We start from the raw sequence: 11,627 nt of genomic DNA, 5'->3' as shown, positions 1-11,627 counted from the left end.
CTACCCACCCAACGTAGGAAACCCCCACATACGCCCCCCGGGCACCCCCCCAGACCCCCCCGGCCAGCCCCCGCGGGCGTCCGCGTGTTCCCCTGCCGGGGGACGTGCCCGTGTCCGCTCGGAGCGGATCGTACGTGTGGGGCTGGACACGGGGTAGGAGGAATGGGGGAGGATGACAACATCCGCACGAAGGGAAGAACACGGTGAGCATCGACCCGGCCTCGATTCCGAATTTCGGAGGGCAGCAGCCCGAACCGCAGGCCACAGGACCGGCGGGCCCCGTGGTCCCCGACCAGGATCTGGTCAAGCAGCTGCTGGAGCAGATGGAGCTCAAGTACGTCGTCGACGACGAGGGTGACCTCGCGGCGCCGTGGGAGGAGTTCCGCACGTACTTCATGTTCCGCGGCGAGAACGAGCAGCAGGTCTTCTCCGTCCGGACCTTCTACGACCGCCCCCACGCCATCGAGGACAAGCCGCAGCTGCTGGAGTCCATCGACGACTGGAACCGCCGCACCCTGTGGCCGAAGGTCTACAGCCACACCCACGACGACGGCTCCGTCCGCCTGATCGGCGAGGCACAGATGCTGATCGGCACCGGCGTCAGCCTGGAGCACTTCGTGTCCTCCACGGTCAGCTGGGTCCGTGCGTCCATCGAGTTCGACAAGTGGCTCGTGGAGCAGCTCGGCCTGGAGAAGGACCTCGACTCCACCGAGGGCGGCGAGGACAAGGACGGCGAGGACGACTAGTCCCGTCCCCGCCCGCACTCAGGGCGGCATCCTGGCAATCACCAGGAGGTACACCCCGTAGCCGTACGAGAGCCCGGCCAGCCCCGCGGTCACCAGCACCGCGGAGCGCGGCCGGGCTCGCGCCATTGCGGCGGCGAGCGGCAGCAGCAGCGGGAACGCCGGCAGCAGGAAGCGCGGCTTCGACTCGAAGTAGCCGGCGCCGCCCACCGCGATCACGAGCAGGACCGCGGTGTACACGAGCAGCGGTAGCGGGAGCGGGAGGGGCAGGGACCGGGGGAGCGCCGGCCCCGGCCGCGCCCGGTCCGCCTCCGGTCGGTCCGCCGCCAGCCGGTCGGACGCCCGTGCCCGGTCCGCCAGCAGCAGCCCCGCGGACAGCAGGGCCGCACCCAGCAGGACCGCCGTCACGGTGGTGGCGAGCGCCACGGGCCCGCCGGTCAGCACGCGCCAGAGGGTGTCCAGCGTGGCCCTGCCGAAGTCGAAGCGGGACCCCCAGTCCCGCTGCACCGCGAAATAGCCGGCCGGATCCCCCCGGTCCACCCCGACGGCCGCCACGTACGCCAGCCAGCCCGCCGGGGCCAGCAGCCCGGCCGCCCACACCTCCGGCGCGCGGGACCGGCGTACGAGCACCGCGTGCAGGGCCGCGACCGACACGGCCGCGGCGACCGCGACGCCCGTCGGGCGGGTCAGCCCGGCGAGCGCCGCGAGGCCCGCGGCCCCCAGCCACCGGCCGCGCAGCAGGGCGTACAGGGACCAGGCGGCGAGGGCGGCCAGCAGCGCCTCGGTGTAGGCGAGGCTCAGGACCACCGCATGCGGCAGCACCGCCCACAGCGCGACCAGCAGCACCCCGGTGCGCCGCCCGGCCACCAGCTCCCCGACCCGGTACACCCCGACGGCGGCCACCGCCGCCGCCGTCCACGCCACCAGCAGGGCGGCCCACTCCCCGCCGCCGGCCAGCCGCACCAGCGCCGGGTACAGCGGGAAGAAGGCGTGGTCGCTCTGGACCAGGCCGGTGCCGGGCCACATCTGGGTGCGGCCGTAGCCGTGCCGGGCTATGCCGAGGTACCAGGCAGAGTCCCAGGAGGCCCCCAGCACCCGCAGCGGGCTGCGCCCGGCCCACCACGCCGCGGCGCACAGCACCAGCGCCCCGCCCGCCCGGACCGCGGCGAACACCCCGAGCGCGACCGCGGCCGCGGACACCCCGGCGACCCCCGGGGCCGGCTGCCGCACGGCCGCCGACGTCCTGTACGCCGCCGTCATGAACCCCGACCCTCGTGCGCTGCCGACAAGCGGACCCCGTGGTGCAGGGGAGAGCATCGGGCACGCCGGGGCCCGCCCGCAGCCCCTCGCCGCCGAACGGCGGCCGAACCCCGGGTGAAGACCTCCCGCCGCTCAGCGCGCGAGCTGCCGGAGGCGGCCCACCGCCTCCTGGAGGACTTCCGTCCGCTTGCAGAAGGGCAAGGTATGAACACCGAAGAGCTACTCAAAGCTGGCACTCAGAACGTAATCTGAGTACAGTCTGAGTATGAGCCTTGCTTACCTGGGAGCCGAGCCCGAGTCGGTTTCGTTCACCGACCTGTCGAGAAACCCGAAGGCTGTCGCCGCTCGGGCTGCCGCCCTCGGTGCTCTGCGCGTCACGCATCGGGACGCACCCGACATGGTGCTGACGACCGCCCTGCACGCGGAGCGCACTGAGGAGAACCTCACGACAGCGTCCCGGCTCTTCCTCGCGCTGATGAAGCACGACGACGGAGCCCGGTCGCTCCTGCTGGCGCTCCCGGAGGTCTTCCCCTGGGTGAGGCACCTCGATGACGAAGAGATGCGCGCGTTCACCGTGGAGCTTCTGGAAGCGCTTTCCGATGCGGCGGAGCTGGGTGCCCGGGAGGCCGTGCACCGTACGCTCGTCTCCTGGAGGGCGACGGCTCGTATCAACGCTGATCCTGAGCAGCTCAAGGAAGCTCTGCGTCCGCTCGACGGGGATGACCTGGGGCCGGTCGAGGTGGGAGGGTGAGCCCGAAGAAGGGCGATCGTGTCAGCGTCCCACCCCTGAGCGGGTGGAACGTGGTCTTCGGGACCACGGAGGCGGTGACGGGCTGGGAGGAACTGTGCCGCGCGGCGCTGCCCAGTGCCCACCGATGCCTGGAGGCGTTGCGCACCAACCCGCTGTCGCGTGACAACTGGAACCGTCAGCACCAGCTACGCGGGAGGCTCGCCACCAAGGAGTGGAAGGGCTCGGCGCTGGAGCAGTGGGAGTTCGAGGTCACGAGCGGCGGCCGCGGTGCGCTACCTGGTCAGCCCCGAGACGTCGACCGTAATTCTGGTCTACGCGTCCACGCGACACCCCAAGGACACCGAGTAACTCGTAGTTCCCGTGCGGCACGGGCTCCGGCTGAAAGGCCGGGCCCTATGCCCGCACGTCCATCTGGCTTGCTCTCAGCGAGCCAGCCGACCGAGGCGGTCCACCGCCTCCTCCAAAACATCCGTCCGCTTGCAGAAGGCCCACCGGACGTGGGCGGCGCCCGCGGACCGGTCGTCGTAGAAGACCTGGTTCGGGATGGCGACCACCCCGCACCGCTCCGGCAGGGCGCGGCAGAAGGCCAGGCCGTCCTTCTCGCCCAGCGGGGTGATGTCGGTGGTGATGAAGTACGTGCCCTGCGGGCGGAAGACCTCGAAGCCGGCGGCGGCGAGGCCCTCGGAGAGGAGGTCGCGCTTGGCGGCCAGCTCGGCCCGGAAGCCGTCGTAGTAGTCGTCGGGCAGGTCCAGGGCCTCGGCGATGGCGTACTGGAACGGGCCCGACGCGACGAAGGTCAGGAACTGCTTGGCCGAGCGGACCGCCGTGACGAGCTCCGGCACGGCGGTGATCCAGCCGACCTTCCAGCCCGTGAACGAGAACGTCTTGCCGGCGGAGGAGATGGTGACCGTGCGCTCCCGCATGCCGGGCAGCGAGGCCAGCGGGGTGTGGACGCCGTCGAAGACCAGGTGCTCGTACACCTCGTCGGTGACGACCAGCAGGTCCCGCTCGACCGCCAGCTCGGCGACGGCGGCCAGCTCGGCCGGGCCCAGCACGGTGCCCGTCGGGTTGTGGGGGCTGTTCAGCAGCAGCAGGCGGGTGCGCGGGGTGACCGCGGCGCGCAGCTCGTCGAGGTCGAGGGCGAACGCCCCGCCGTGCGGGCGCAGCGTCACCGGCACCCGGGTGGCACCGGCCATCGCGATGCACGCCGCGTACGAGTCGTAGTACGGCTCCAGGGCGACGACCTCGTCACCCGGTTCCAGCAGCGCCAGCAGGGAGGCCGCGATGGCCTCCGTCGCGCCCGCCGTGACCAGCACCTCCGTCTCCGGATCGTAGGACAGGCCGTAGAACCGCTGCTGGTGGCGGGCGATCGCGGCCCGCAGCTCCGGGACGCCGGGGCCCGGTGGGTACTGGTTGCCCAGGCCCGCCAGCACGGCACGGGAGGCCGCCTCGGCGATCTGTGCCGGGCCGTCGGTGTCGGGGAAGCCCTGGCCGAGGTTGATGGACCCGGTCCGAGCGGCCAGGGCCGACATCTCCGCGAAGATCGTCGTGCCGAAGGACGCCAGGCGGCGGTTGAGGTAGGGGCGGCGGCCGGCCGCGGGAGCGCTCATGGTCGTCATCCTGGGGGGAACCTCTGGACTTGCTCAAGTGCGCTTTGGGCGCGATGGCGCGAGGGAATCCCCCTGGCACGCGGGACGGGGGGTCCCGCTCCCCGGGGGACCGGGGTCAGACAGAAGGGGGTCCGAGGACCATGCTCCTGGCCTTTTTCATCGTGCTCGGCGTCTTCGCCATCGGCGTCGTCGTCATCCTGGCGGTCGCCGGCAGCCGTGCCGCCGCCTCCTCTTCCTCCGGGTCCGCCGTGTCGCTCAAGAAGGGCCGCCGCTCCCGGAACAGCTGGTGGGCCGGCAACGGCGGGAGCAGCGGCGGGGGCGGCTGCGGCTCTTCGGTCTCCTGCGGCGGCGGGTCGTCCTGCGGCGGCGGGGGGTGCGGTTCCAGCTGACGCCGGGGCCGGTCCGGGCCTGTCGTCGCGGTGTCCCGGAGGGCGTCCGGGCCTGTGACCAGCCCCAGTCCGGGGCCTGTGGCCGGCCCGTTCGGCGGAGCCGGTGAACACGTGAACTGTGGAGCCCCCGCGGGGATGTAAACCCAACCATGTTGGGTAAAAACGCTGTGAGTGCCGTGCCTTTCATGATTCCCTCGGTTGAGTAGACCAGTCCCCGGACCTTCCCGGGACTTCCTGTGGACCCGAGCCGGTGTCCCCCCACCCGTTGACTACCGCTGGCGGGGCCCGGCCCCTCTCCCTCGCGCGTTTGCGGAGCCGACTCATGCTCACGACCCTCCAGACCACCTACACCGACACGCGTGCCGCCGACCTCGCCTGGGCCCTGGGTCGGGACCGGCTGCCCGCCCTGGCCGTGCTGAACCTCGAACTGGCGGGTGCCAAGGTGGAGTTGCGCCTGCTCGGAGCCTCCCACCAGGTGCTCCTAGAGGAGGGCGCGGTGCTCTGCTCGGAGACGGTCGCCTGCATGCCCGGCAGCCGTACGCCGCTGCCCCTCGGCGTGGCGAAGCGGATGAGCGGTTGGGAGTACGAGTTCGCCGCGCGCGTCGAGACCCTGTCGCAGGGCTCGTTCGCGGGCCGGGCGCAGGAACTCCTCGCGCTGGTCGCGGATCACCCGAACGGATTGGCCGGAACCTTTCCGGGCAGCCCGCACGCCTTCACCGCGCTGCTCGCCCAGCGCCACGAGGGCCAGGTCCGCTGGCGCACCTGGCACGCGTACCCGCAGGAAGGCCAGTTGGTGGCCACCCGAACGAGGGTCGGTGTGCGCGCCGGCACACCCGTCGGCCCCCGGGAGGCCGCCGCCCGGTGACCGGGCCGGGGGCCCGGCGGCCGCGGCGCGCCGGCCTCGCCCACACGGCCGACAGGTTGCGCCAACTGGCCGGAGCGAAACCGGACTTACACCCATGTGGGTGACCTGAAGTGTGTGGGCGGTGACGTACGGTTCGCTGCATGATCGACCGTTCCGTCCCGCGCCGGGTACTCCCGGCTCCGGAGCCGCGGGGCACGGAGACCGTCCCGGCCGCCCTTCCCGTACGGCCCCGGACCGGCCGACTCCTCGTCCTGGCCACCGTGTTCGTCTGCGCCGCCTGCGGTCTCGTCTACGAACTGGAACTGCTCGCCCTCGGCTCCTACCTGATCGGCGACTCCGTCACCCAGGCCTCCGTCGTCCTGTCCGTCATGGTCTTCGCCATGGGCGTCGGATCCCTGCTGGCCAAACGGCTGCGGAACCGGCCCGCCTTCGGATTCGCCGTCATCGAGGCGGCCCTCGCGCTGCTCGGCGGGCTCTCGGCCATGGCGCTGTACGCGAGCTTCGCCTGGTTGGGGGAGTCCCGGCCCGCGCTCGTCGCCTTCTCCTTCCTCATCGGCGTGCTCATCGGCGCGGAGATCCCGCTGCTGATGGTCCTCATCCAGCGGATCCGCCGTCAGGACGCGGGCGGCGCCGTCGCCGACCTGTTCGCCGCCGACTACGTGGGCGCCCTGGTCGGCGGTCTCGCCTTCCCCTTCCTGCTGCTGCCGGTGCTCGGCCAGCTCACCGGCGCCATGCTGACCGGCACCGTCAACGCCGTCGTCGGTGCCGGCCTCGTCCTGTGGCTGTTCCGCCGCGACCTCAGCCGCCGCGCCCGCTGGCTGCTGGTCTGCGCGAACGCCGCCGTCCTGGCCGCCCTCGGCTGCGCCACCGCCCTCGCCGACGACTTCGAGCAGGTCGCCCGGCGCGCCGTCTACGGCGGCGAGGTGCGCGTCGCCCGCCAGACCGGGATACAGGAACTCGTGCTGACCGGCCCCGCCACCGGCTCCCCCCGCTCCCTCGACCTGTTCCTCGACGGCCGGCTGCGGGTCAGCGGCTACGACGAGTACCGCTACCACGAGGCCCTCGTCCACCCCGCGATGACCGGCCCGCACCGCCGCGTCCTCGTCCTCGGCGGCGGCGACGGGCTGGCCGCCCGCGAGGTGCTGCGCCACCGCGACGTCGCGTCCGTCACCGTCGTCGAGCTCGACCCCGGCGTGGTCCGCCTCGCCCGCACCGACCCGATGCTGTCCGCGCTCAACGGCCGCGCGCACGAGGACCCGCGCCTCGACGTCGTCACCCAGGACGCGTTCCGCTGGCTGCGCGGCCCGGCCGCCCACCGCCGCTTCGACGTCATCGTCTCCGACCTCCCCGACCCGGGCATCACCCCCAGTACGAAGCTGTACTCGCAGGAGTTCTACGGGCTCGCCGCCCGCGCCCTCGCCCCCGGCGGGCGGATCGTCGTCCACGCGGGCCCGCTGGCCACCCGCCCGCACACCTACTGGACCGTCGAGGCCACCCTGCGCGCCGCCGGCCTGCGCACCGTCCCCTACAACGTGGGCGGCCGCCTGTCCGGCTTCGCCGCCGGCCCGGACCGCAGCCCCGGGGTGACCGACGCACCGCCGCAGGACTGGGGCTTCGTCCTGGCGGGCCGCGACCGGGCCCCGGAGCTGCGCGTCGACCGGGACGCGCCGGGGCTGCGCTCCCTGACCACGCAGTCCCTGCGGGACGCGGCGCGCGATGCGGAGCGGATGCGGGTGGCGGGGCTGCCGCCGTCCACGCTGCCGCACCCGCGGTACTCGTGACCGTACGCGCGACCGTGTGCACGACCGGTGCGCGCGACCGTGTGCACGACCGGTGCGCGTGACCGGTGCGCGTGGCGCGCCCCGGCGCGACCCGCCCGGGAGAGCCGCCCCGGGGACCCGCCCCGGGCAGGACACGGAACAGGTGCCCCGCCGACCGGGTGCGGCGGGGGTGTCGTCGGTAGGCTCGACCGCATGGAGCATCAGGTTTTCGTTCCGGTCCCGGCAGACCGTCTCCGCGCCGTGCTGCGCGACCCCGCCCGGGTGGCCCGCTGCGTACCGGGGCTCCAGCCGGACGCGGCCCCGGACGCGGCCCCGGAGGCGCAGGCGGCCGGCGGGGCCGGCGGGGCGGGGCAGCCGCTGCCGGCCCGGATGAGACTCAAGGTCGGCTCGAACACCGTCACCTACCGCGGGACCCTGACCGTCACCGAGCAGGACCCTGACCACTTCACCGTGTCCGGTGAGGGCACCGAGATCCGCGGCAGCGGGACCGTCACCCTGGCCGTCGGGCTGCGGCTGGCTGCGGCCGACGGCGGGACCTCGCTGGAGTTCACCGCCGGGGGCGAGGCCGGCGGGCGGGCCGCCGGGTTCGCACCGGAGGCCGTGCGCACCGCCGTGCAGCGGCTGCTGGACCGGGCCGCCGCCCAGCTGGCGGCGCTGGCGGGCGGGCAGGACGACCCGGGCCGGCCGGGCGGGGCCGCGGCCCCGGCCTTCGGCGCCGACGCGCTGCCCTCCTCCGCGGACCCCCTCCCCGGCGAGGCTCTCGACGGCGTCGGGGACCTCGACGGCCTCGACGACCTCGGCGAGCTCGGCGGCCTCGGGGACCTGGAGGACATCGGCAGCGCCTCCGACTTCGGGGAACTGGACCGCCTGCGGGGCCTCGACGGCTTCGCCGGCCCCCCGCAGCCGCCCGCCGAAGCCGCCCACGCCCGCCGCACCATGATCGGCCGTAGCGCCGAGGAGGTCGACCACGCGCCTCCGCGCGGCCGCTACGCCCCGGTCCCCGCAGCGGCGTCCGCCACCGCCGGGGCGGGCCTGCGCTGGCTCGCCCCGGCCGCCGCCCTCGCCCTGGCCTCGGCGGTCGTGCTCGGCCGGGCCCTGCGCAGGCGCCGCTGATCCCCCGCCGGAGGTCTTAGGCTCGACGGCATGAGCACGCAACTGAGCGCCGGCGGCGCCGAGGTGACGGTCGACGAGGACAACGGCTGCCGGATCAGCAGTCTGCGGATCGACGGCAAGGAGCTGCTGCGCCAGGGCCCCCGGTACGGCTGCTTCCCGATGGTGCCGTGGTGCGGGCGCACCGCGTACGGGGAGTTCCGCGACGGGGCGGCCGTCCACCGGCTGCCGGTCAACCAGCCGCCGCACGCCATCCACGGCTTCGGCCGCGACGCCCCCTGGCGCCGGGCCCACGCCGACGCCACCGGGGCGGCGTTCACCTACGACCTGGCCGACCCCTGGCCGTACCCGGGGCGGGTCACCCAGCTCGTCGGTCTCGGCCCGGACTCGCTGACCCTCACCCTGGGCGTGGAGACGTACGACGACTCCTTCCCCGCCCAGGCCGGCTGGCACCCCTGGTTCCTGCGCAACCTCGGCGCCGGCGGCGAGGACGTACGCCTCGACTTCACCCCCGCCTGGCAGGAGGAGCGGGGCGACGACCACCTCCCCACCGGTCGGCGCATCGACCCCCAGCCCGGCCCCTGGGACGACTGCTTCGGCATGCCCTACGGCGTCGAGGCCACCCTCACCTGGCCCGGCGAACTGGAGCTGACGATCACCAGCCGGGCCGAGTGGGTCGTGGTCTACGACGAGCAGCCCGAGGCCGTCTGCGTCGAGCCGCAGTCCGGCCCGCCGAACGGGCTGAACACCCTGCCGCGGCTGGTCACGCCCGTGGATCCGCTGGAGGTCGCCACGACGTGGACCTGGCGCCGCCTGTCGCCGCCTGTCGTCGGGACCGGCCCGCGCAACTAAGCTCGGGCCCATGAGTGACGTACGCGATGCGCTTCTGCAGCAGATCAAGGACAAGGCCGTCGTGCACGGCAAGGTGACCCTCTCCTCCGGCAAGGAGGCCGACTACTACATCGACCTCCGCCGGATCACCCTCGACGGCGAGGCGGCCCCGATGGTCGGCCAGGTCATGCTCGACCTCACCGCCGACCTCGACTACGACTGCGTCGGCGGCCTGACCCTGGGCGCCGACCCCGTCGCCACCTCGATGCTGCACGCCTCCGCGGCGCGCGGCGGGCGCCTGGACGCCTTCGTCGTCCGCAAGGCGCAGAAGGCGCACGGCATGCAGCGCCGCATCGAGGGCACCGACGTCCAGGGCAAGCGCTGCCTGGTCGTCGAGGACACCTCCACCACCGGCGGCTCCCCGCTGACCGCCGTCGAGGCCGTCCGCGAGGCGGGCGGCGAGGTCGTCGCCGTCGCCACGATCGTCGACCGCGGCGCCGCCGACGCCATCGCCGCGGCGGGCCTGCCGTACCTGACCGGCTACGAGCTGTCGGACCTCGGCCTGGCCTGACGGCACCCCCGCACCGGGGGCCGCGGCCCGGGCCCCGGACCCCCGGTCTTGCATTCCGGAACCGGTCCCGGCGGGAACCAGGGCTCCAGCGGAGCTGCTATACAAGGCCTGACCTGCCTCTTTGCTGCCGGGTGGCGCGATTTCCGGAATCCGCCCACCCGGCACGGGTGGAGTGTCACGCGGAGTCTGGAAAGATAGGCGCGACGGTTACGTCGCCCCCAGGTCAGGGTCAGCAATCGCACACTCCCCGCACACCCAAGGAGCGGACAGATGCCCATCGCAACCCCCGAGGTCTACAACGAGATGCTCGACCGGGCGAAGGCAGGCAAGTTCGCCTACCCGGCCATCAACGTGACCTCGAGCCAGACCCTGCACGCTGCCCTGCGCGGCTTCGCGGAGGCCGAGAGCGACGGCATCATCCAGATCTCCACCGGTGGTGCGGAGTTCCTGGGCGGCCAGCACAGCAAGGACATGGTCACGGGCGCGGTCGCGCTGGCCGAGTTCGCGCACATCGTCGCCGCCAAGTACGACGTCAACATCGCGCTGCACACCGACCACTGCCCGAAGGACAAGCTGGACGGGTACGTCCGCCCGCTGATCGCCCTCTCCGAGGAGCGCGTGAAGGCCGGCCGGAACCCGCTGTTCCAGTCGCATATGTGGGACGGCTCCGCCGAGACCCTGGCCGACAACCTCGCCATCGCGCAGGAGCTGCTGCCCCGCGCTGCCGCCGCCAAGATCATCCTTGAGGTCGAGATCACTCCGACCGGCGGCGAGGAGGACGGCGTCACCCACGAGATCAACGACGAGCTGTACACCACCGTCGAGGACGCGATCCGTACGGCCGAGGCCCTCGGCCTGGGCGAGAAGGGCCGCTACCTGCTGGCCGCCTCCTTCGGCAACGTGCACGGCGTCTACAAGCCGGGCAACGTCGTCCTGCGTCCGGAGCTGCTGAAGGACCTGCAGCAGGGCGTCGGCGAGAAGTACGGCAAGACCAGCCCGTTCGACTTCGTCTTCCACGGCGGCTCCGGCTCCACGGAAGAGGAGATCGCCACCGCGCTGGAGAACGGCGTCGTGAAGATGAACCTCGACACCGACACCCAGTACGCCTTCACCCGCCCGGTCGTGGACCACGTGTTCCGCAACTACGACGGCGTCCTGAAGGTCGACGGCGAGGTCGGCAAGAAGTCCACCTACGACCCGCGCACCTGGGGCAAGCTGGCCGAGGCGAGCATGGCCAAGCGCGTGGCCGAGGCCTGCGCGAACCTGCGCTCCACGGGTACCCGCCTGAAGTGACCCCGTAAGGCCGCATGACCGAAGGGCCCGGTGCACCGTCCTCGCGGTGCACCGGGCCCTTCGGCGTCGCGGTGCTTGCTGCCCGCCCCCGGGGTTTCCCCCGTTCCCCCCGGGTGGGGTGGCTGACACACCCGGGCCCTGCACGGCGGCGAGCGGCCGTGCGGCTGCACCCGCGGCCCGAAACACAACCGCGAGCATCTTTTCCCGGAGCTGCCGTGCGGGGCAGGTCGCGGCGTGCACGGCGCGACGTGCGGGGCGCGGCTCAAGGGGAAGCCCGGCCCGCCCCCTCGGCGCCCGTCACGGGGGAAGGGGACGGCCCGAAGGGACGGGCCGGGCAGATCGGGTCGACCGGCTGTGGCGCCGGGTCAGCGGGCGGCCAGGGCCGGGCGGGGCCGGGCGGCCGGGCCCGGCCGGCGCAGGGCG

11 protein-coding genes are annotated in these 11,627 nt (G+C 73.5%); 9 read left to right on the top strand and 2 right to left on the bottom strand.

Translation table 11 applies throughout. The features are described 5' to 3' along the window. The first annotated feature begins 203 nt into the window (after positions 1-203). Positions 204-746, top strand: coding sequence for a YbjN domain-containing protein (locus tag ACFVGY_RS36930; RefSeq protein WP_385686733.1), 543 nt, complete (start codon positions 204-206; stop codon positions 744-746). An 18-nt stretch (positions 747-764) separates the two neighbouring features. Here ACFVGY_RS36930 and ACFVGY_RS36925 read toward each other — a convergent pair whose 3' ends face one another. Beyond that, the gene (locus tag ACFVGY_RS36925) at positions 765-2,003 is read right to left on the bottom strand and encodes a glycosyltransferase family 39 protein (protein ID WP_385686730.1); all 1,239 of its coding nucleotides are present in this window, start codon (positions 2,001-2,003) and stop codon (positions 765-767) included. A gap of 265 nt (positions 2,004-2,268) precedes the next feature. Here ACFVGY_RS36925 and ACFVGY_RS36920 point away from each other — a divergent pair, with 265 nt between their 5' ends. Next, a complete protein-coding gene (locus tag ACFVGY_RS36920; RefSeq protein ID WP_385686727.1) occupies positions 2,269-2,754 on the top strand; it encodes a prevent-host-death family protein in 486 nt (161 codons plus the stop codon). Positions 2,755-3,176: 422 nt separating this feature from the next. Here the strand turns inward: ACFVGY_RS36920 and ACFVGY_RS36915 are convergent, their stop codons facing one another. Further along, a complete protein-coding gene (locus tag ACFVGY_RS36915) occupies positions 3,177-4,373 on the bottom strand; it encodes a pyridoxal phosphate-dependent aminotransferase (protein WP_385686724.1) in 1,197 nt (398 codons plus the stop codon). 131 nt (positions 4,374-4,504) lie between these two features. Between ACFVGY_RS36915 and ACFVGY_RS36910 the strand changes: the two genes are divergently transcribed. The 7 genes from ACFVGY_RS36910 (at position 4,505) to fbaA (ending at position 11,204) form a co-directional block, all read left to right on the top strand. Continuing rightward, on the top strand, positions 4,505-4,753 hold the full coding sequence (locus ACFVGY_RS36910; protein WP_385686722.1) for a hypothetical protein: 249 nt from the start codon (positions 4,505-4,507) through the stop codon (positions 4,751-4,753). Between the two features lie 322 nt (positions 4,754-5,075). Then, entirely contained in the window at positions 5,076-5,618 is a 543-nt protein-coding gene (locus ACFVGY_RS36905) for a DUF2617 family protein (RefSeq protein ID WP_385686719.1), read from the top strand. A 140-nt stretch (positions 5,619-5,758) separates the two neighbouring features. Further along, positions 5,759-7,399: a polyamine aminopropyltransferase gene (locus ACFVGY_RS36900; RefSeq protein WP_385686717.1), complete on the top strand. Its 1,641-nt coding sequence runs from the start codon at positions 5,759-5,761 to the stop codon at positions 7,397-7,399. A gap of 192 nt (positions 7,400-7,591) precedes the next feature. Then, positions 7,592-8,512, top strand: a complete 921-nt coding sequence (locus tag ACFVGY_RS36895) for an SRPBCC domain-containing protein (RefSeq protein ID WP_385686714.1) — start codon at positions 7,592-7,594, stop codon at positions 8,510-8,512. Positions 8,513-8,542: 30 nt separating this feature from the next. Beyond that, complete coding sequence (locus tag ACFVGY_RS36890) at positions 8,543-9,361, top strand: aldose 1-epimerase (protein WP_385686711.1); 819 nt, start codon at positions 8,543-8,545, stop codon at positions 9,359-9,361. Positions 9,362-9,371: 10 nt separating this feature from the next. Continuing rightward, on the top strand, positions 9,372-9,911 hold the full coding sequence (pyrE, locus tag ACFVGY_RS36885; protein ID WP_360632455.1) for an orotate phosphoribosyltransferase: 540 nt from the start codon (positions 9,372-9,374) through the stop codon (positions 9,909-9,911). Between the two features lie 270 nt (positions 9,912-10,181). Then, on the top strand, positions 10,182-11,204 hold the full coding sequence (gene fbaA, locus ACFVGY_RS36880) for a class II fructose-bisphosphate aldolase (RefSeq protein WP_385686708.1): 1,023 nt from the start codon (positions 10,182-10,184) through the stop codon (positions 11,202-11,204). Positions 11,205-11,627: the final 423 nt, after the last annotated feature.

The sequence above is a fragment of the Streptomyces sp. NPDC127106 genome (assembly GCF_042677605.1).
GTDB lineage: Bacteria > Actinomycetota > Actinomycetes > Streptomycetales > Streptomycetaceae > Streptomyces.
The sequence above is the reverse complement of the archived record's forward strand: the minus strand, read 5'-3'. Positions and strand labels throughout refer to the sequence as shown.

What these genes read in the sequence shown, in the direction of transcription:
- ACFVGY_RS36900 (WP_385686717.1), top strand. Translation starts at nt 5,759, where the DNA reads ATGATCGACCGTTCCGTCCCGCGCCGGGTACTCCCGGCTCCGGAGCCG.
- pyrE (WP_360632455.1), top strand. Translation starts at nt 9,372, where the DNA reads ATGAGTGACGTACGCGATGCGCTTCTGCAGCAGATCAAGGACAAGGCC.
- ACFVGY_RS36910 (WP_385686722.1), top strand. Translation starts at nt 4,505, where the DNA reads ATGCTCCTGGCCTTTTTCATCGTGCTCGGCGTCTTCGCCATCGGCGTC.
- ACFVGY_RS36915 (WP_385686724.1), bottom strand. Translation starts at nt 4,373, where the DNA reads ATGACGACCATGAGCGCTCCCGCGGCCGGCCGCCGCCCCTACCTCAAC.
- fbaA (WP_385686708.1), top strand. Translation starts at nt 10,182, where the DNA reads ATGCCCATCGCAACCCCCGAGGTCTACAACGAGATGCTCGACCGGGCG.
- ACFVGY_RS36895 (WP_385686714.1), top strand. Translation starts at nt 7,592, where the DNA reads ATGGAGCATCAGGTTTTCGTTCCGGTCCCGGCAGACCGTCTCCGCGCC.
- ACFVGY_RS36920 (WP_385686727.1), top strand. Translation starts at nt 2,269, where the DNA reads ATGAGCCTTGCTTACCTGGGAGCCGAGCCCGAGTCGGTTTCGTTCACC.
- ACFVGY_RS36925 (WP_385686730.1), bottom strand. Translation starts at nt 2,003, where the DNA reads ATGACGGCGGCGTACAGGACGTCGGCGGCCGTGCGGCAGCCGGCCCCG.
- ACFVGY_RS36890 (WP_385686711.1), top strand. Translation starts at nt 8,543, where the DNA reads ATGAGCACGCAACTGAGCGCCGGCGGCGCCGAGGTGACGGTCGACGAG.
- ACFVGY_RS36905 (WP_385686719.1), top strand. Translation starts at nt 5,076, where the DNA reads ATGCTCACGACCCTCCAGACCACCTACACCGACACGCGTGCCGCCGAC.